Genomic DNA, 18,256 nt, shown 5'->3' on the forward strand with positions numbered 1-18,256 from the left:
GCCTGCCAGTGTGTGCCGCCGTATCCACCACCCGAGATGAACATGCAAATCACACCGTTGAAAAAGCCCAAGACGCGTCCGGACAACCTGGTTGAGCGCGTTTATCAGCAGCTCAAGGATGACATCTTCGAATTTCGGCTGTTGCCAGGCGATCGCTTCAGCGAAAACGAAGTGGCCGAGCGCGTCGCTGCCAGCCGGACACCGGTGCGTCAGGCGCTTTATCGGCTGGAGCGGGAAGGGTATGTGCAGGTGTATTTTCGCAGCGGCTGGCAGGTGAGGGCATTCGACTTCAATTATTTCGAAGAGCTGTACGACGTGCGCATCGTGCTGGAAAGCGCCGCCGTGGCGCGGTTGGCGTCGCTGGACCTGGACGCCAACCCGGTCATCGTCGAGTTGAAGACGACCTGGCAGGTGCCCGATGAAGCGCGTGAGCGCGACGCCGGTCGCGTGTCGGCGCTGGACGAACGCTTCCATTGTGCGTTGCTGGAAGCGGCGGGGAACGCCGAAATGGCGCGTCTGCACTATGAGATCACCGAAAAGATCCGCATCATCCGGCGCCTGGATTTCACCCAGACACCGCGCATCGAGGCGACCTATGCAGAGCATGGGCAGATCCTCGACGCCATTCTTCAGCGCCGCACGGAACAGGCGCAACGCCTGCTTAAAAGCCATATCGAGACGAGCAAACACGAAGTGCGCAAGATCACCCTGCACCGGCTGCATGTGGCGCGCAGCGAAGCGCGATCGGCATAAGAAGTTGTTTTCCTTCGCCGCTGACCAACCAGCGCAATGACGGGTGGGGCGGCTCGCTGGCCAACCGTGCGCGACTCCTGCGCGAGGTGGTCAAGGCCGTTCGTGGGCAGGTGTCGCCCGGGTTCGTGGTGGCGGTCAAGCTCAACTCGGCCGATTTTCAGCGCGGCGGATTCTCCGCTGACGACGCCCGGCAGGTGGTTGAAATGCTAAACCTGTTGTCGGTGGACCTGGTGGAAATGTCCGGCGGCAGCTACGAAGCGCCGGCCATGCAGGGTGTCGCGCGGGATGGGCGGACGTTGGCGCGGGAGGCGTACTTTCTCGAATTCGCCCGCGACATTCGTGCCGTGGCGCGAATGCCGGTGATGGTGACGGGCGGTATCCGGCGTCTTGAAGTCGCCGAAACGGTCGTCGCCCATGGCGTGGATATGGTGGGCATGGGCACGGCGCTGGCCATCGAACCGGACCTGCCGCAGCAATGGCGGCAGGCGCGGAGCGTTGTCGCCGAATTGCCCCCCATCACATGGAAAAACAAGGCACTGGCCTCGGTCGCCACGATGGCAGTGGTCAAGTTTCAGCTGCGCAGGCTGGGCAAGGGGCAAGCACCCAGCCCCGCGGTCTCCCCACTGCGGGCGCTGTTGTTACAGCAGATCGCGAGCGCGCTGCGTACCCGTCAATACCGCCGATGGGTGCGTGCGCGCCCTCGGCTTTGAAAGGCAAGCACGCGGTCAGGGACACGATCGGGTGTTCAGCCGCTGGGCGACTTGACGCAAGGCGTCGCAAAAGATGACGGCGAGGCGTTAACGCAGGGTGTCGATGATCCGCCGCAACATCGCATCGCAGCCGTCCAACTGCGCCACGCTCACGAATTCATCCGGCTTGTGCCCCTGATCCATGCTGCCAGGGCCACAGACCACCGTGGGAATACCGATAGCATCAAACAGCCCGCCTTCAGTCCCGAACGCCACGGTCGTGAAGTCCTCCGATCCACAAAACTGCGCGATCAACTGCGCGGCCTGGCTCCTGGCATCCGTCGCCAGCCCCGGATACGCCGACAACTCGGAGAAGCGGATCTCGCTGCCAGGATTGACCGCCTGCATGCGTGGCAACACCTGTTCGCGGGCGTAACGCTGCAGTTGTTGGGCGACATCGAGCGGGTCGTGAGCGGGGAGGGCCCGCACCTCGAAATCAAAGCGGCAATCGGCAGGCACGATGTTCAACGCCTTGCCGCCACTGATCACGCCCGTCTGCACGGTGGTGAACGGCGGATCAAAGCGTGTGTCATGCAGTTCGGGCGCCCGCAGCGTTGTGCCGATGCGCCCCAGCTCACCAATCAACTCGGCAGCGTATTCGATGGCATTAACCCCCTGCGGTGCATAGGCCGAATGGCACGCCGCCCCGTGCACGTCACAACGCATCGCCAGTTTGCCTTTGTGGCCCAACACGGGCTTGAGTTCGGTGGGTTCGCCGATGATGCACAGCAGTGGTTTGACCGAGCGCTGCTCCAGTTCGCTCAGCAGTGAGCGGACGCCCAGGCAACCGACTTCTTCGTCGTAAGACAGCGCGATGTGAACCGGCATGCGCAACGGTTTTGCCAACAATTCAGGCACCGCTGCCAGCACGCAGGCGATGTAGCCTTTCATGTCCGCGGTGCCGCGTCCGAACAGCTTGCCGTCCCGTTCGCTCAGCGCGAATGGCGGCACGGTCCAGGGCTGGCCGTCCACCGGCACCACGTCGGTATGGCCGGACAACACGATGCCGGGTAACTCAGCAGGGCCGAGGGTGGCGAACAGATTGGCCTTGCTGCGCTGCTCGTTGAAAATCAGCTCGCAGGGCACATCGTGTTGTGCAAGGTAATCCCGCACGAATTCGATCAGATGCAGATTCGACTCGCGGCTGGTGGTGTCAAACCCCACCAGTGCGGCCAGCAGATCCCGGCTGTCATTCATGGATGGCGTTCTCTGTCATTCGTCGCCCGGCACACCATAGCTCGGGGCCTTGGTCGGGTCGAGGGCGCGGGTGATGTAGTCCTGCATCTGCGGGCGGTAGTCGGCCCACAACTGCGCCAATTTACCGATGGGGTCTTCATCGGCCCAGTCGACCCGCAGGTCGATGATCGGCCAGCTCAGGTCGCCCATCACGACCATGGCTGCCGAGTGCACGGGACCTGCCTCGCCGCCGGCAGCGACGGCCGCCTGCATCGCTGCGATCAAACGGTCAGCCAGTTGGCCGCCGCTGTTTTCGAACGTCTGCACCAGCACTTCGATCACCGCTTGGTCTGCCAGCATGTTGCCTGCGCCGACGCATTGTTCGCCCACCAACGCGTTGTGGGTGCCCAGGGTTTCGCTGCCGCTGAAGTGCGCAGCACGGCCCAGGTGGTCAATGGCGGTCACCTGACGAAACTGGCTGTAGCCATTGCTGGTCAGGGCCTTGTCCAGCGCTTCGGCGGGAGACAGGCCATTCTCCAGTTGGTCGAGCACCTGCGGCCCCAGCGCGGGCAGGGTGATGTTCTGGGTGGAGACAGCGCCCACTCCCGGACGCAGCCAGGGGCAGCGAGCGCCCACAGCGATACTGGAAGAGCTGATGGCGATGCCCAGTTGCCCGGTTTCGGCGCAACGGCCGACGATTGAAAACGTCATGGTGTGAGTATCCTGATTCGTCCAGACCCGCCATTCATCGCCCGCACCCCGCGTAGCTCATCGTGTGGGCGAAGATGGGACATCCCTGCATTCTGTCGAGACGCCGACCCTGACGAAACGAGGATTTTTGTGGAGCTTGATTAGGCAAAACCTTATCAAGCCGCGAGCGCGTCACAAACGCGCATGTTCCCGCGTCTCGCGATCGACGGCGAGGCGGACCTTGTCCATCCGGTCGTACCGGTCAGCGCCAGTGATCGCCAGCGCTGGGGCCATGATCATGCGACCCTGGGTCGAACGCATGATCACGCTTTTTTCGAAGCCCATGGTGCGGCAGGGCCAGGGGATCATGGGCTCCTCATCACCCCCACAGAAGTGGAGGAAGGGCCTGATAAATAGGGGCTTCAGTGAGCCGCACCTCCTTTTATTCCACTCGGCAGTTTTTTGGTCAGCGCCACCGCAAGCATGCTGATCCCCAACGCCAGACCGACAAAATGAAACGCATCGTTGTAGGCCATGATTGCCGCCTGCTGATGAGCGATCTCACTGAGCTTGCCCAGCGCCGCTGTCTCGTTGCCCAAACGCTCCGTCAGCTGCGCCATGCGCTCGGCGACTTGCGGGTTGGCGGGAGAAATGGATTCGCGCAAATAGTCGAAGTAGGTTTTTGTGCGCGCATCCAGCAGGGTGGCGAGCAGGGCGATACCGATGGCGCCGCCGAGGTTGCGCAGGATGTTGAAAAGGCTCGACGCCGAGCCCGCATCCTGCGGCTGTATATATGCCGTGGCGATCAGCGAGATGGTCACCATGATCAAGGGCTGGCCCAGTGCTCGCACGATCTGGATGTGATTGAACTGGGGGCCGGCGAAGTCCGGGTTGAGCACGCCAGACGAGAAGCTGGCCAGGCCAAAGAGTCCAAATCCCAAGGCACACAGTAATTTGGGCGAGATGATCTTCATCAGTTGTGGCACCAGCGGAATCAGAAACAACTGCGGAATCCCCATCCACATGATCACTTCCCCGATTTGCTGCGCGTTGTAACCCTGAATTTGCGCCAGGTAGAGTGGCAACAAATACACGGAGCCATACAGCCCCACCCCCATGCCCACGCTGGAAATGCTCGACAGACCAAAGTTGCGGTTGCCGAGGATGCCCAGGTTGATCAGCGGGCGGGCTTTCGAACACTGAATGATCACAAAGGTAATCAGGCTGAGCAGAGCAATGCTGCCCAAGGTGACGATCAGGTTCGATTCCAGCCAGTCCTTGCGATGGCCTTCTTCGAGGAACACTTGCAGACAGCCCAACCCCACGCCGAGGGTGACGATCCCCGCGTAGTCGGTGCTTTTCAGCAACGCCCAGTGCGGCGCCTTCTTCTCCAGGCCGTACATCAGGCCCGCGACCATCAGCAGTCCCGGCGGGACGTTGATGTAGAAAATGTATTCCCAGCCGAAATTTTCCGTCAGCCAGCCGCCCAGTGTCGGCCCGATCGACGGGGCGAAGGTTGCTGTCATCGCAAAGAGGGCCATGCCCTTGGCGCGGTGGTGTTCGGGCAGTTTGATCAGTGCCAGGGTGAACGCCAGCGGGATCAATGCGCCGCCGGTAAAGCCCTGCATCGCGCGGAACACAATCATGCTTTCCAGGCTCCAGGCCATGGAGCAGAGCAGGGAAGAAATTAGGAAGCCCATCGACACCCACACCGCCAGTCGCCGCGCCGAGAGCAACTGCACCAGCCAGGCGGTGAGCGGAATCATGATGATTTCCGCAACCAGATAGGACGTGGAGATCCACGAGCCTTCCTCCAGCGTCGCCGAGAGTGCGCCTTGAATGTCTTTGAGCGAGGCGTTGGTGATCTGAATGTCGAGCACCGCCATGAAGGCACCGAGCATTACGCTCATCACTGCGATCCAGTCGCGCCGAGTCGGTTCGCCGACTGGACGGATCAGTTCGTCACCGGCCACTGGCGGGGTCGTTCGCAGGTTTGACGTCGACTGAAACGGTCACCGACATCCCCGGACGAATTTTGCCGTGCAGGGGATTGTCCGGCGCGAACGTGAGTTTCACCGGAATGCGCTGTACGACTTTGGTGAAGTTGCCGGTGGCGTTGTCCGGCGGCAGCAGGCTGAACTGCGCGCCGGACGCTGCGAACAAGCTGTCGACCCTGCCTTGAATCGGCGTGCTGGGGAAACTGTCGAAGATCAGCTCGGCGGACTGGCCGATCTCCATGTGCTCGATCTGGGTTTCCTTGAAGTTGGCTTGCACCCAGATGGCCTCGTCGGGCACCACTGACAGCAGGTACGCTCCGGCCTGCACGAATTGACCATTGCGCGCGGCGCGCTGCCCGATCAAGCCGCTGATGGGGGCGTGAATTTCGGTGCGCTGCACATTCAACTCGGCTTGCGCCACATCGGCCTGGGCCGTGGCGATCTGTGCGTCGAGGCGTTTGATTTCCGCGGTCAGCGCATTGACCTGTTGACGCTGGCCTTGCGCATCGGCCTGAGCCTTGGCCACTTGAGAGCGCGCCACGTGGCTGTCGGCGGTCATGGTGGTGACCTGTTCTTCCGAAACGAAGCCTGGCTTGCGCAGCTTTTGCAAGCGCGCCAGATCCAACTGCGTACGCCCGAGCGTGGCCTGATTGGCCTGCACTTGTGCATCACTGGCGGCGATCAGGCTCGACTGCTGCGTCAACTTGCTCTGCGCCTGAGCCCGCTCAGCCTCCCGCGTCGCCAGCGTGGCCTGGGCGCGGTCCAGGGCCAGGCGGAAATCGTCAGGCTCCAGCTTTACCAGCAACTGGCCTTTCTCGACGTGCTGATTATCCTGCACCAGCACCTCACTGATCCGTGCGCCGAGCTGGCTGGATACCCGAGTGATCTCGCCCTGCACGTAAGCGTTGTCGGTGCTTTCGTGAAACCGTCCTTTCAAATACCACTGGGCGAAGAAAGCGAGGCCGATCAGCAGGACCACCACAAAGAAGATGAATAGGCGGCGTTTGAGTTGGGCGGGCATGGTTGTTCTTGTTGATTGGAGTGGTGGTGAATCTAGCAGCAAATAAAGTCTGGCAACTAGCCACCGTTGCAATAATGACCCGAAGTGATATTCCGGTATTCATTCGCAGGCGGCCACACGGTCCTCCGTGCTGGAGCCCCGAGGGGTACGCCTGTTAAGATTCGCGGCTTGTTCGACCTATTCGGAATTCTTCATGACCACCGTTCGTACCCGCATCGCGCCATCGCCCACCGGCGACCCCCACGTTGGCACGGCCTACATCGCGCTTTTCAACTACTGCTTTGCCAAGCAGCATGGTGGCGAATTCATCCTGCGCATTGAAGACACCGATCAACTGCGCTCGACCCGCGAGTCCGAACAACAGATCTTCGACGCACTGCGCTGGCTGGGGATCGAGTGGAGCGAAGGCCCTGATGTGGGCGGCCCGCACGGCCCGTACCGTCAGAGTGAGCGTGGCGACATCTACAAGAAATACACCCAGCAGTTGGTCGATGCCGGTCACGCCTTCCCGTGCTTCTGCACCGCTGAAGAGCTGGACCAGATGCGCGCCGAGCAGATCGCTCGTGGCGAGACGCCCCGTTACGATGGCCGCGCGCTGTTGCTTTCCAAGGAAGAAGTGGAGCGCCGTCTGGCCGCGGGCGAGCCCCATGTCATCCGCATGAAAGTGCCTAGCGAGGGCGTCTGCGTCGTGCCGGACATTCTGCGCGGGGACGTGGAGATCCCGTGGGACCGCATGGACATGCAGGTGCTGATGAAGACCGATGGCTTGCCGACCTATTTCCTGGCCAACGTCGTCGATGACCACCTGATGGGCATCACGCACGTGTTGCGCGGCGAGGAATGGCTGCCGTCGGCACCGAAGTTGATCCTGCTCTACGAATACTTCGGCTGGGAAAAACCGGCGCTGTGCTACATGCCGCTGCTGCGTAACCCGGACAAGAGCAAGCTGTCCAAGCGCAAGAACCCGACTTCGGTCACGTTCTACGAGCGCATGGGCTTCATGCCTGAAGCGATGCTTAATTACCTGGGTCGGATGGGCTGGTCGATGCCCGACGAGCGGGAAAAATTCTCGCTGCAGGAAATGGTCGAGCATTTCGACTTGAGCCGCGTTTCGCTGGGCGGTCCGATCTTCGACATTGAGAAGCTGTCGTGGCTCAACGGCCAGTGGCTGCGTGAGTTGCCGGTGGAAGAGTTCGCGGCGCGCGTTCAGAAGTGGGCCTTCAATCAGGATTACATGATGAAGATCGCACCGCATGTGCAGGCGCGTGTGGAGACCTTTAGTCAGGTGGCACCCCTGGGCGGGTTTTTCTTCGCGGGCGGGGTCAACCCGGACGTGAAGCTGTTCGAGCACAAAAAGCTGTCACCGGAGCAAGTGCGCCAGGTGATGCAGTTGATTCTATGGAAGCTCGAGTCGCTGCGTCAGTGGGAGAAAGACACGATTACCCGCTGCATTCAGGCGGTGGTCGACCATCTTCAACTCAAATTGCGCGATGCCATGCCGTTGATGTTCGCGGCCATCACGGGGCAGGCCAATTCGGTTTCGGTGACGGACGCCATGGAAATTCTGGGTCCCGACCTGACGCGCTACCGGTTGCGCCAGGCCCTGGATTTGCTCGGCGGCGTTTCCAAGAAAGAAAACAAGGAATGGGAAAAGCTCCTCGCTGCGATGGCCTGAGTGAACGGCAAGCCCCTGATTTTGCGCGAGCGGAATCGGGGGAGGGCGGTAAGTGATTGTTATCCCGGAAAATTCTTTTGAAATTTGTTTAAAAAAAGTTTGACAGCTACAGGGGTCGCACTTAATATGCGCCCCGTCCACACGGCAACACAGAAACACGGCGGTGACGCAGTGTGATGTGAGAGTGTAATGTGGGGCTATAGCTCAGCTGGGAGAGCGCCTGCATGGCATGCAGGAGGTCAGCGGTTCGATCCCGCTTAGCTCCACCAGTTTAGAGGCTTCAAGGCGAGCTGCACAGCGTTGAGGTTTGTACCGAAAGATCGGAACCAGCACCGATCAGGTACACAAAGGGTTACGTCCCCTTCGTCTAGTGGCCTAGGACACCGCCCTTTCACGGCGGTAACAGGGGTTCGAGTCCCCTAGGGGACGCCACGATTCATCGAGATGGGCCGCAAGGTCGGTCTCCGCCGAGAGGCGTAAATCCGGGGCTATAGCTCAGCTGGGAGAGCGCCTGCATGGCATGCAGGAGGTCAGCGGTTCGATCCCGCTTAGCTCCACCAATTTTTGCCAGGGTTCGTGAGTGATGGTTTCACGAATCTGACTGAAGGTTTTGCGTCCCCTTCGTCTAGTGGCCTAGGACACCGCCCTTTCACGGCGGTAACAGGGGTTCGAGTCCCCTAGGGGACGCCACGATTTCTCGCTCTGCGAGACCAAGGGTCATTCGATTATTGAATGGCCCTTTTGTTTTTCTGGGGTTTGGTGCCCCACCCCTTGCTAATCCTTACCTCACGCTTGCCATCCCGCATGATGCAGATAATATTATCGTCATCATTCCGGAGGCGGCCATGAACGACAAAAAAGCACAGACCCGCGAACGCATTCTCAACGCGGCGAGCGTGGCGTTGATTGCGCGTGGCCCGGTTGAACCCAGCGTCAACGAAATTATGGGCGCAGCCGGCCTGACGGTGGGCGGCTTCTACGCCCACTTCGACAGCAAGGAAGCGCTGATGCTCGAGGCCTTCAACCAGTTGCTGAGCGAGCGGCGCGCCATGGTGGCGAACATCGATCATCAGCTCCCCGGCAGCGAGCGTCGTGCTTTATTGGCCGCGTTTTATCTCTCGCGCAGGCATCGAGATGCGGAGGAGCATGCGTGTCCGCTGCCGACAGCCATTGGCGAGATGGCGCGGCTGTCAGACGAATTTCGCGATGCCCTGTCCGAGCACATCGAACTGATGGTTGCTCAACTGGCCGCTTCTCCCGAAGAAACCGACAAAACGCTGGCTGATATCGCTTTGATGCTGGGCGGCCTGGCACTGGCCCGCGCCCTGGGCGCCAACGAGCTGTCTGACCGTGTGTTGCGAGCTGCCAAGTCGGCCATGCAATGAGGCGTTCGCGACAGGCCGAACCCCGGCCCCGATGCTTTTGGTTACACTGCTCGCCAACGCATTCATGAGCGGCGGGAATACGCATGGGCTGGGATCTGGCAACGCCATTCGTCATCGACTTACAGGTGAGCGAAGACGACATCGATGGACTGGGGCACGCCAACAACGCGGTCTACGTGACTTGGCTCGAGCGTTGCGCCTGGCGCCACTCTCAGCAATTGGGGCTGGATTTGACCGAGTACCGCCGCCTCGATCGTGCCATGGCCGTGGTGCGGCATGAAATCGACTACCTGGCCAGTGCTTATCAGGAAGATGAGTTGCAATTGGCCACGTGGATCGTCGACTGGGATCAGAAAATCAGAATGACCCGCCGCTTTCAGCTCAAGCGCCCTCGTGATGGGGTCACCCTATTGCGGGCGCAGACGACATTCGTCTGCATTGAACTGTCCAGCGGGCGGCCGAAACGCATGCCTGCCGAATTCCTTGAAGGTTATGCCCCGGCGTTGCAAATGGTCGCTTCCTGACGCGCGGCCCGTTCCCAAGCGTTTCGCCACTGCGTAAACTGCGTGACTTTTTTTCGAGTGTGCGCCATGCAAATTGCTCTGGCCCCCATGGAGGGCCTGGTCGACGACATTCTGCGCGATGTACTGACTCAGGTCGGTGGTATCGACTGGTGCGTCACCGAATTCATCCGGGTCACCGAGCGCCTACTGCCCGAGCACTATTTCCACAAGTTCGCTTCCGAGCTGCTCAACGGCGCGAAAACCCGGGCGGGTGTGCCGCTGCGGGTCCAGTTGCTGGGGTCCGATCCCGTGTGTCTGGCAGAAAACGCTGCCTTCGCCGCGCAGTTGGGGGCGCCGGTCATCGACCTGAACTTCGGTTGTCCGGCCAAGACGGTCAACAAGTCGCGGGGCGGGGCCGTGTTGCTCAAGGAGCCTGAACTGCTGCACTCGATTCTCAGCCACGTGCGCCGCGCAGTGCCCGCACACATTCCTGTCACGGCCAAGATGCGTCTGGGCTACGACAGTACCGAACCGGCGCTGGACTGCGCGCGGGCGCTGGAGGCGGGTGGTGCCGAGCATATCGTGGTCCACGCCCGGACCAAGGTGGACGGCTATAAACCGCCGGCGCACTGGGAATGGATCGGCAAGATTCAGGACGTGGTGAAGATCCCGGTCATCGCCAATGGTGAAATCTGGACAGTAGAGGACTGGCGCCGTTGTCGCGAGATCTGCGGCGCGCGGGACATCATGATCGGCCGCGGCCTGGTGGCGCGCCCGGATTTGGCGCGGCAGATCGCAGCGGCCGACGCGGGACGTGAGGTCGTCGAGATGACGTGGGAAGAGTTGCTGCCGCTGCTACGGGACTTCTGGTCGCAGGCCATGGCGAAGATGACCCGCATCCAGGCGCCAGGGCGCCTCAAGCAGTGGGTGGTGCTGTTGACCAAAAGTTACCCTGAAGCGACGTTGCTGTTCGATTCGTTACGCCGGGAGACGGACTGCGAGCGCATCAGTCAGATGCTGGGTGTGGTGGAGCCGGAAGTGGCCTGAAAAAATTTTCATAGTGACTCTTGAAACAGAAGTGACTGCACCTATTTAGGGATTACGCGATGCCGAAGTCGGGTCGCGGAGACAAACACTTGCTGATTCATTCAGGAGATTCACATGACTACTGCATTTTCTTTGGCCCCACTGTTCCGTTCGTCCGTAGGCTTTGATCGTTTCAACGATCTGTTCGAATCGGCGGCCCGCAACGAGTCGGCCAGCAGCTACCCTCCCTACAACGTCGAAAAACACGCTGACGATCAATATCGCATCGTCATCGCGGCAGCAGGTTTTCAAGAAGAAGACCTCGAGTTGCAGGTCGAGAAAGGTGTGCTGACCGTCACTGGCAGCAAACGCGACAAGCCGGCTGAAGGCGTGACCTTCCTGCATCAAGGCATCGCCCAGCGCGCGTTCAAGCTGTCCTTCCGTCTGGCCGATCACATTGAAGTGCAAAATGCCGCACTGGCCAACGGCCTGCTGAACATTGACTTGCTGCGCCTGGTGCCTGAAGAGGCCAAGCCAAAACGCATCGAGATCAATGGTCAGAAAACGCTGGCCCATTGATTGTCAGCCAGCCACAAAAAGGCGCCCTTCGGGGCGCCTTTTTTATGCGCGCGCAACGCCCACTTTCGGTGGGGCCGCTACCTGGGGCTCAACGGCTTAACCGCTCGCGCAGCAGGGCCTCGAACCCGTCCAGTGTCAGCGGCTCGCTGAACAGAAACCCTTGATAGAAATAACAATCCAGCTGTGTCAAAAACGCCAGTTGCTCTGGCTTTTCTACCCCTTCGGCAATGATTTCCAGGTTGAGGCTGGCGGCGATGGCGACGATGGCCCGGACGATTTCGGCGTCATTGGGGTCATTGGTGGCGTCGCGCACGAACGACTGATCGATTTTCAACGTGCTGACGGGCAGGCGCTTGAGATAGGTCAATGAGGAATAGCCCGTGCCAAAGTCGTCCATGGCGAAGCTGATACCCATCTGTTTGAGCGCCAGCATCCTGGCAATGGTTTCCTCCAGGTTCTTGATCACGATGCCCTCGGTGATTTCCAGCTTGAGCATGTGGTAAGGCACGCCGTGCTGCCGCAGGCAACGCTCCACGCGCTCGACGAAATCTGCCTGACGGAACTGGCGCGGGCTGATGTTCACGCACAGGCTGAACGTGTGGCTGTCGATCAGTCCCTTGCGCAGCAACTCGCTGCCTGCCCTGCATGCCTCTTCGAGGATCCAGTTGCCGATGTCGAGCACCATCCCGCTTTCTTCCATGATCAGGATGAATTGATGGGGAGGTACGTCGCCGAGGCTAGGGTGCTTCCAGCGCAGCAAGGCCTCGGCGCCTATGATCCGATCGCCTCGGGTGTCGACCTGGGGCTGATAGCTCAGGCTGAACTCGTTACGGCTCAACGCCTGGCGCAAGTCGTTTTCCATGCGCAAGCGGTTGCTGGCGGCTTTCTGCATGTCGCCATGGAACATTTGCGTGGTATTTCGTCCCGAGTCCTTGGCCCGGTAGAGCGCGATGTCGGCACGTTTGAGCAGGTCGGCGGGCGTGGCTCCGTGGTCGGGGATCACTGCCATTCCGATGCTGGGGGTGACCTGCAGGCGATGGCCATCGAGAAACATGGGCTCGGACAGCAGCGCGCGCAGGGTGTCGGCGAGGCCGTGCACATGCTCGATGACCTCATCCCGCGTGCCTTCCAGGCCGCTGACCAGCACCACAAATTCATCACCTCCGAGCCGGGCGACGGTGTCTTCAAGCCGCACGCTGGCCTCCAGGCGGGCGGTGACGATTTTCAACACGCTGTCACCCACCGGATGACCGAGCGAATCGTTGATGTGCTTGAAATGATCGAGGTCGAGAAAGAGCAGTGCACCTCGCAGTTCATGGCGCGTGAGCAGGGCGATCTGCTGGCTGAGGCGATCCATCAGCAGCGCCCGATTAGGCAGATTGGTCAGCGAGTCGTGGTAGGCCAGGTGCTGGATCTGCGCTTGGGCACTCTTCAACTGGCTGATGTCCCGCGCGGTGATCAGCAGGCAGGCGGTGTCGTCGAGTGTCAGCGGGTCAACGGACACGTCCACGGTGACGAGGTCACCGTTCTTGTTGCGTCCCAGCAACTCCCGATTACGTATCCGCCCTTGGTCCTGGACTTCCTGAATCAGGCGCTCGTACTGGAGCATGTCGGCAATTATCACGAAGTCGAATACCGTCTGGCCCACGACCTCGTTGGCGCTGTACCCGGATAGCCGCGAGAAGCCATCGTTGACTTCAATGTATCGACCTGTGGCTCTCTCGATAATGATGATGGCGTCAGGACTTGAGTGAAACGCGCGGGCAAATTTCTCTTCGCTCGCCTGCAGGGCTCGTTGCGCGCGCTTGTGTTCGGTGTTGTCGATGAAGGTGCTGAGCAGGTAGATCCCGTCGCTGAGCTCGATGCGCTGCGTATGCAGCGTGCCTTCGTGGGCTTGCCCATCGCGTCCATACAATTGGGCTTCGAGGCTTGCGGGTTCGCTGCCCAGCGATGCCTTGTCCAGCACCACCTGGCGTTGTTGAGGAGTGCCCCACAGGCCTATTTCCAGTGTGGTACGGCCCATGCAGTCAGCGAGCGGCCAGCCGAATGTGACTTCGAAATGACGGTTCGCTTTGCAGACCAAACCATCCGTTTGCCGCGTCAGCAGCACCACATTGGGGCTGAGGTTGAAGAGGGTCGCAAAATGGCGTTCCGATTCCTTCGCCGTGAGCGCCAGGCCGGTGAGCGGGTACAGCGAGCTGTCAGCGTTAGTGGGCATGTGATCACGAGCCTTGAAGGAATAAAGCCAGTATGTCGATCCATGAGCGTCACCCTCAGGCCTCGGCCGCCTGAGCATCGAGCAGCGCCATGAAGGCCCTTGCGGCGTTCGACAGCGTGCGTTCGGTGTGAACAATGTAGCCTAGCTGGCGCCGCAGCTGGATGCCGGGCAGCGGAATGCGCGCCACCTGTTCATCGAGCATGGTTCTGGGCAGCACACTCCATGCCAGACCGATGGAGACCATCATCTTGATCGTTTCCATGTAGTTGGTGCTCATGGCGATGTTGGGTTTGAGTCCCTGCGCCTCGCACAGCCCGCTGACAATGTGATGGGTAAAGGTGTTGCCCCCCGGGAATACGGCGGGGTACCCAGCGATGTCCGCCAGGCTCACATCAGGGGTCGTCGCCAGTGGGTGTTCAGGGGCGGCGACGAAGTCCAGAGGGTCATCCCATACCGGCACCGCCTTGATCAGCGAGTGGGGCTCTGGGGCGAGGGTGATCACCGCCAACTCGGCGCGGCCGTGAAGGATCTCCTCGTAGGCGACCTCCGAGTCAAGGAACTCGATGTCCAGCGCGACATCGGGATAGGTCCGAGTAAAGGCCCTCAACAAAGGAGGGAGCCGATGCAGACCGATGTGGTGGCTGGTGGCGAGGCTCAGCCGTCCGGTGACCTCTCCCGTCAGATTGGTCAGCGCCCGGCGTGTATCGTCCAGGACATTCAGTATTTGATAGGCACGGGGCAGCAATGCGCGTCCCGCCTCGGTCAAGCTGACTTCCCGACCCAGTCGGTCGAACAGCCGGACGTTGAGCTGCTGTTCCAGGCCCGCAATACGCTTACTGATCGCCGGTTGCGTCAGGTGCAGGTGCTCGCCCGCAGCGGAAAAGCTGCCCGTTTCGGCGATGGCGATAAAGGCATTGAGATTGGCCAGGTCCATTCGAATTCCTATCGGTTATCCAAAGCATGAAAAATATGAATTTGAGTTATTTAAGCATATTCCCTAGCATCTCCCCCACAAGCCGAAGGGTTTTAAGGTGTCGCCGTGACACCCATGCCTGGGGCATAGAAACAAGCTGATGAGGAAACCGTCTGATGGCTGGCAAAACGCTCTACGACAAGCTTTGGGATTCGCATTTGGTCAAGCAGCGCGACGATGGCTCGGCGCTGCTCTACATCGACCGTCACATCATCCATGAAGTGACCTCCCCACAGGCTTTCGAGGGCCTGCGCCTGGCCGGGCGCAAACCCTGGCGGATCGACGCCAACGTTGCGACCGTCGACCATAACGTGCCCACCACACCCGACCGCAAGGGCGGCGTCGAGGCCATTGCGGACCAGGTTTCGCGTCTGCAGGTCAAGACGCTGGATGACAACTGCGATGAGTACGGCATCACCGAATTCAAGATGAATGACGTGCGTCAGGGCATCGTCCACGTGATCGGCCCGGAGCAGGGCGCCACCCTGCCAGGCATGACCGTGGTCTGTGGCGACTCCCACACCTCGACCCACGGCGCGTTCGGCGCGCTGGCGCACGGTATCGGCACCTCCGAAGTCGAGCATGTGCTGGCTACCCAGTGCCTGGTGGCCAAGAAGATGAAGAACATGCTGGTGAAGGTCGAAGGCAAATTGCCGTTCGGCGTGACGGCCAAGGACATCGTGCTGGCCATCATCGGCAAGATCGGCACCGCGGGCGGCAACGGCCACGCCATCGAGTTCGCAGGCAGCGCGATTCGTGACCTGTCCGTCGAAGGCCGCATGACCATCTGCAACATGTCCATTGAAGCCGGTGCGCGGGTCGGATTGGTAGCCACCGATGAAAAGACCATTGCCTATGTTAAGGGGCGTCCTTTCGCGCCTACCGCCGAGCAGTGGGACGCCGCCGTCGAGGCGTGGAAGGACCTGGTGTCCGACGCCGATGCCGTGTTCGATACCGTCGTCGAGCTCGACGCCGCGCAGATCAAGCCGCAGGTAAGCTGGGGCACGTCCCCGGAAATGGTGCTCGCCGTGGACCAGAACGTTCCCGATCCGGCGCAGGAAACCGATCTGGTCAAGCGGGGTTCCATCGAGCGCGCCCTGAAATATATGGGCCTGAAGGCCAATCAGGCGATCACCGACATTCAACTGGATCGCGTGTTCATCGGCTCCTGCACCAACTCGCGCATCGAAGACCTGCGCGCAGCGGCGCAAATCGCCAAAGGTCGCAAGGTCGCCGCAACCATCAAGCAGGCGATCGTCGTGCCAGGCTCGGGTCTGGTGAAGGCGCAAGCCGAACAGGAAGGGCTGGACAAGGTGTTTATCGAGGCGGGTTTCGAATGGCGCGAGCCTGGATGCTCCATGTGCCTGGCGATGAACCCGGACCGGCTGGAAAGTGGCGAGCATTGCGCATCCACCTCCAACCGTAACTTCGAGGGCCGGCAAGGGGCGGGCGGACGTACCCACCTGGTCAGCCCGGCAATGGCGGCGGCAGCGGCGGTGAACGGCCGTTTCGTCGACGTTCGCACCCTGAGCCAGCATTGAGGAGTCCAGCATGAAAGCCTTTACCCAACACACCGGCCTGGTCGCTCCGCTGGACCGTGCCAACGTCGACACCGATCAGATCATTCCAAAGCAGTTTTTGAAATCCATTCGCCGCACCGGTTTCGGTCCGAACCTGTTCGACGAGTGGCGTTATCTGGATGTGGGCCAGCCGTATCAGGACAACTCCAAGCGCCCGCTGAATCCGGAATTCGTGCTCAATCATGCGCGGTACCAGGGCGCCAGCGTGCTGCTGGCCCGTGAAAACTTCGGCTGCGGTTCGAGCCGCGAGCACGCGCCATGGGCGCTGGAGGAGTATGGTTTCCGTAGCATCATCGCGCCGAGCTATGCCGACATCTTCTTCAATAACAGCTTCAAGAACGGCCTGTTGCCGATCATCCTGACCGAAGCGGAAGTCGATGAGCTGTTCAAGGCCGTGGAAGCCAAAGAAGGCTATCAGCTGAGCATTGACCTGCAGGCCCAGACCGTGACCGCAGAAAATGGCAACGTGTATCGCTTCGAAATCGATGCATTCCGCAAGCACTGCCTGCTCAATGGCCTGGACGACATCGGTCTGACCCTGGTCGATGGCGATGCCATTGCCGCGTTCGAGAGCAAGCACCGCGCGGCACAGCCTTGGCTCTTCCGCTGAACCGCGGCTTTAACGTCAAGCCACAAGCGGCAAGTTATACGCGGCGCTGCGGGTCTCGCAGCTTGTCGCTTCAAACGTGCAGCTTTCGAGTCGGCCTCGCTCCAGAGGCCGACCGCCATTTTGAAATGAGGGTGTTATGAGCAAGCAGATTCTGATTCTTCCAGGTGACGGCATTGGCCCTGAAATCATGACCGAAGCGGTCAAGGTGCTGGAGCTGGCCAACCAGAAGTATCAACTGGGGTTCGAATTGAGCCACGACGTCATCGGTGGCGCGGCCATCGACAAGCACGGCGTGCCGCTGGCCGACGAAACGCTGGACCGCGCCCGTGCCGCCGATGCCGTGCTGCTCGGGGCGGTGGGCGGTCCGAAATGGGACACCATCGAGCGTGACATCCGCCCGGAGCGGGGCCTGCTGAAAATCCGTTCGCAACTGGGCTTGTTCGCCAACCTGCGCCCGGCGATCCTGTACCCGCAACTGGCCGAGGCCTCCAGCCTGAAGCCGGAAATCGTCGCCGGTCTGGACATCCTTATCGTCCGCGAGCTGACGGGCGGAATCTATTTCGGCGCACCGCGTGGGACCCGCGAACTGGAGAATGGCGAACGTCAGGCCTATGACACGCTGCCCTACAGTGAGAGCGAGATCCGTCGCATTGCCCGCGTGGGCTTCGACATGGCCCGCGTACGCGGCAAGAAGCTGTGCTCCGTCGACAAGGCCAACGTACTGGCTTCCAGCCAACTGTGGCGCGAAGTGGTCGAGCAGGTGGCCAAGGATTACCCGGACGTCGAGTTGAGCCACATGTACGTGGACAACGCTGCCATGCAACTGGTCCGTGCACCCAAGCAATTCGACGTGATGGTGACCGACAACATGTTCGGCGACATCCTGTCCGACGAAGCCTCGATGCTCACCGGCTCCATTGGCATGCTGCCTTCCGCGTCGCTGGATTCGAACAACAAGGGCATGTACGAACCGTGTCACGGTTCTGCGCCGGACATCGCGGGCAAAGGCGTGGCCAACCCGCTGGCGACTATCCTGTCGGTGTCGATGATGCTGCGTTACAGCTTCAACCAGCACGTGGCCGCGGATGCCATCGAGCAAGCGGTCAGCCAGGTGCTGGATCAAGGCCTGCGTACGGGCGACATCTGGTCCGAAGGCCATGCGAAGGTCGGTACGCAAGAAATGGGCGACGCCGTAGTCGCCGCGCTGCGCAATCTGTAATATCTCGGGCCCACTGCTGCAATGTGGATGCGAAAACGCATGCGGATGCCATGCGGATGCGTCGCTTCTCCCCGCCACAGTGGCCCCACTTTTAATTAAGGT

The 18,256-nt window shown here is 60.7% G+C and carries 15 protein-coding genes, 4 tRNA genes and 2 pseudogenes; 14 read left to right on the forward strand and 7 right to left on the reverse strand.

The window, feature by feature from the left end; all coding sequences use genetic code 11:
* Positions 1 to 42 precede the first annotated feature (42 nt).
* Together N5D61_RS04255 and N5D61_RS04260 are read left to right on the forward strand one after the other, a co-directional pair.
* Positions 43 to 753 carry a GntR family transcriptional regulator gene (locus tag N5D61_RS04255; protein WP_279891000.1) on the forward strand — a complete coding sequence of 237 codons (711 nt, stop codon included), beginning with the start codon at positions 43 to 45 and terminating at the stop codon, positions 751 to 753.
* Positions 754 to 767: 14 nt separating this feature from the next.
* Positions 768 to 1,463, forward strand: a pseudogene (locus tag N5D61_RS04260) (HisA/HisF-related TIM barrel protein); the annotation flags it as partial.
* Positions 1,464 to 1,550: 87 nt separating this feature from the next.
* Here N5D61_RS04260 and argE read toward each other — a convergent pair.
* The 5 genes from argE to N5D61_RS04285 all read right to left on the reverse strand — a co-directional run bounded on the left by argE (position 1,551) and on the right by N5D61_RS04285 (position 6,386).
* On the reverse strand, positions 1,551 to 2,699 hold the full coding sequence (gene argE, locus N5D61_RS04265; protein WP_279891001.1) for an acetylornithine deacetylase: 1,149 nt from the start codon (positions 2,697 to 2,699) through the stop codon (positions 1,551 to 1,553).
* 15 nt (positions 2,700 to 2,714) lie between these two features.
* The gene (locus N5D61_RS04270) at positions 2,715 to 3,389 is read right to left on the reverse strand and encodes a DUF1028 domain-containing protein (protein WP_279891002.1); all 675 of its coding nucleotides are present in this window, start codon (positions 3,387 to 3,389) and stop codon (positions 2,715 to 2,717) included.
* Positions 3,390 to 3,560: 171 nt separating this feature from the next.
* Positions 3,561 to 3,737 (reverse strand): hypothetical protein, encoded by a 177-nt coding sequence (locus tag N5D61_RS04275; RefSeq protein WP_279891003.1) that lies wholly within the window; start codon positions 3,735 to 3,737, stop codon positions 3,561 to 3,563.
* A gap of 53 nt (positions 3,738 to 3,790) precedes the next feature.
* Positions 3,791 to 5,281 carry an MDR family MFS transporter gene (locus N5D61_RS04280; protein ID WP_279891127.1) on the reverse strand — a complete coding sequence of 497 codons (1,491 nt, stop codon included), beginning with the start codon at positions 5,279 to 5,281 and terminating at the stop codon, positions 3,791 to 3,793.
* Between the two features lie 49 nt (positions 5,282 to 5,330).
* Positions 5,331 to 6,386 carry an HlyD family secretion protein gene (locus tag N5D61_RS04285; RefSeq protein ID WP_279891004.1) on the reverse strand — a complete coding sequence of 352 codons (1,056 nt, stop codon included), beginning with the start codon at positions 6,384 to 6,386 and terminating at the stop codon, positions 5,331 to 5,333.
* A gap of 193 nt (positions 6,387 to 6,579) precedes the next feature.
* Here N5D61_RS04285 and gltX point away from each other — a divergent pair, with 193 nt between their 5' ends.
* The 9 genes from gltX to N5D61_RS04330 all read left to right on the forward strand — a co-directional run bounded on the left by gltX (position 6,580) and on the right by N5D61_RS04330 (position 11,554).
* Positions 6,580 to 8,061 carry a glutamate--tRNA ligase gene (gene gltX / locus N5D61_RS04290; RefSeq protein ID WP_108576150.1) on the forward strand — a complete coding sequence of 494 codons (1,482 nt, stop codon included), beginning with the start codon at positions 6,580 to 6,582 and terminating at the stop codon, positions 8,059 to 8,061.
* Positions 8,062 to 8,254: 193 nt separating this feature from the next.
* Positions 8,255 to 8,330, forward strand: a tRNA-Ala gene (locus tag N5D61_RS04295).
* 87 nt (positions 8,331 to 8,417) lie between these two features.
* Positions 8,418 to 8,493: transfer RNA gene (locus N5D61_RS04300), tRNA-Glu, on the forward strand.
* Positions 8,494 to 8,545: 52 nt separating this feature from the next.
* Positions 8,546 to 8,621: transfer RNA gene (locus tag N5D61_RS04305), tRNA-Ala, on the forward strand.
* 54 nt (positions 8,622 to 8,675) lie between these two features.
* Positions 8,676 to 8,751: transfer RNA gene (locus tag N5D61_RS04310), tRNA-Glu, on the forward strand.
* 155 nt (positions 8,752 to 8,906) lie between these two features.
* Positions 8,907 to 9,446, forward strand: coding sequence for a TetR/AcrR family transcriptional regulator (locus tag N5D61_RS04315; RefSeq protein WP_279891005.1), 540 nt, complete (start codon positions 8,907 to 8,909; stop codon positions 9,444 to 9,446).
* A gap of 83 nt (positions 9,447 to 9,529) precedes the next feature.
* Complete coding sequence (locus tag N5D61_RS04320) at positions 9,530 to 9,970, forward strand: thioesterase family protein (RefSeq protein WP_279891006.1); 441 nt, start codon at positions 9,530 to 9,532, stop codon at positions 9,968 to 9,970.
* A 66-nt stretch (positions 9,971 to 10,036) separates the two neighbouring features.
* On the forward strand, positions 10,037 to 10,996 hold the full coding sequence (locus tag N5D61_RS04325) for a tRNA-dihydrouridine synthase (protein WP_279891007.1): 960 nt from the start codon (positions 10,037 to 10,039) through the stop codon (positions 10,994 to 10,996).
* Positions 10,997 to 11,110: 114 nt separating this feature from the next.
* Positions 11,111 to 11,554: an Hsp20 family protein gene (locus N5D61_RS04330; protein WP_108239742.1), complete on the forward strand. Its 444-nt coding sequence runs from the start codon at positions 11,111 to 11,113 to the stop codon at positions 11,552 to 11,554.
* Positions 11,555 to 11,642: 88 nt separating this feature from the next.
* Here N5D61_RS04330 and N5D61_RS04335 read toward each other — a convergent pair.
* Both N5D61_RS04335 and N5D61_RS04340 read right to left on the reverse strand, forming a co-directional pair.
* Positions 11,643 to 13,709, reverse strand: a pseudogene (locus N5D61_RS04335) (EAL domain-containing protein); the annotation flags it as partial.
* Between the two features lie 118 nt (positions 13,710 to 13,827).
* Positions 13,828 to 14,706, reverse strand: coding sequence for a LysR family transcriptional regulator (locus tag N5D61_RS04340; RefSeq protein ID WP_108239740.1), 879 nt, complete (start codon positions 14,704 to 14,706; stop codon positions 13,828 to 13,830).
* Between the two features lie 155 nt (positions 14,707 to 14,861).
* Between N5D61_RS04340 and leuC the strand changes: the two genes are divergently transcribed.
* The 3 genes from leuC (at position 14,862) to leuB (ending at position 18,154) form a co-directional block, all read left to right on the forward strand.
* The gene (gene leuC / locus N5D61_RS04345; protein WP_279891008.1) at positions 14,862 to 16,286 is read left to right on the forward strand and encodes a 3-isopropylmalate dehydratase large subunit; all 1,425 of its coding nucleotides are present in this window, start codon (positions 14,862 to 14,864) and stop codon (positions 16,284 to 16,286) included.
* A gap of 10 nt (positions 16,287 to 16,296) precedes the next feature.
* Entirely contained in the window at positions 16,297 to 16,935 is a 639-nt protein-coding gene (leuD, locus tag N5D61_RS04350; protein WP_108239738.1) for a 3-isopropylmalate dehydratase small subunit, read from the forward strand.
* 136 nt (positions 16,936 to 17,071) lie between these two features.
* On the forward strand, positions 17,072 to 18,154 hold the full coding sequence (leuB, locus tag N5D61_RS04355) for a 3-isopropylmalate dehydrogenase (RefSeq protein ID WP_108239737.1): 1,083 nt from the start codon (positions 17,072 to 17,074) through the stop codon (positions 18,152 to 18,154).
* Positions 18,155 to 18,256: the final 102 nt, after the last annotated feature.

Source organism: Pseudomonas sp. GD03842 (assembly GCF_029841165.1).
Lineage (GTDB): Bacteria > Pseudomonadota > Gammaproteobacteria > Pseudomonadales > Pseudomonadaceae > Aquipseudomonas.

Bases quoted from the DNA above. Each gene is read 5' to 3' on its own strand.
- N5D61_RS04255 (WP_279891000.1), top strand. From the start codon at position 43: ATGCAAATCACACCGTTGAAAAAGCCCAAGACGCGTCCGGACAACCTG.
- argE (WP_279891001.1), bottom strand. From the start codon at position 2,699: ATGAATGACAGCCGGGATCTGCTGGCCGCACTGGTGGGGTTTGACACC.
- N5D61_RS04270 (WP_279891002.1), bottom strand. From the start codon at position 3,389: ATGACGTTTTCAATCGTCGGCCGTTGCGCCGAAACCGGGCAACTGGGC.
- N5D61_RS04275 (WP_279891003.1), bottom strand. From the start codon at position 3,737: ATGATCCCCTGGCCCTGCCGCACCATGGGCTTCGAAAAAAGCGTGATC.
- N5D61_RS04285 (WP_279891004.1), bottom strand. From the start codon at position 6,386: ATGCCCGCCCAACTCAAACGCCGCCTATTCATCTTCTTTGTGGTGGTC.
- gltX (WP_108576150.1), top strand. From the start codon at position 6,580: ATGACCACCGTTCGTACCCGCATCGCGCCATCGCCCACCGGCGACCCC.
- N5D61_RS04315 (WP_279891005.1), top strand. From the start codon at position 8,907: ATGAACGACAAAAAAGCACAGACCCGCGAACGCATTCTCAACGCGGCG.
- N5D61_RS04320 (WP_279891006.1), top strand. From the start codon at position 9,530: ATGGGCTGGGATCTGGCAACGCCATTCGTCATCGACTTACAGGTGAGC.
- N5D61_RS04325 (WP_279891007.1), top strand. From the start codon at position 10,037: ATGCAAATTGCTCTGGCCCCCATGGAGGGCCTGGTCGACGACATTCTG.
- N5D61_RS04330 (WP_108239742.1), top strand. From the start codon at position 11,111: ATGACTACTGCATTTTCTTTGGCCCCACTGTTCCGTTCGTCCGTAGGC.
- N5D61_RS04340 (WP_108239740.1), bottom strand. From the start codon at position 14,706: ATGGACCTGGCCAATCTCAATGCCTTTATCGCCATCGCCGAAACGGGC.
- leuC (WP_279891008.1), top strand. From the start codon at position 14,862: ATGGCTGGCAAAACGCTCTACGACAAGCTTTGGGATTCGCATTTGGTC.
- leuD (WP_108239738.1), top strand. From the start codon at position 16,297: ATGAAAGCCTTTACCCAACACACCGGCCTGGTCGCTCCGCTGGACCGT.
- leuB (WP_108239737.1), top strand. From the start codon at position 17,072: ATGAGCAAGCAGATTCTGATTCTTCCAGGTGACGGCATTGGCCCTGAA.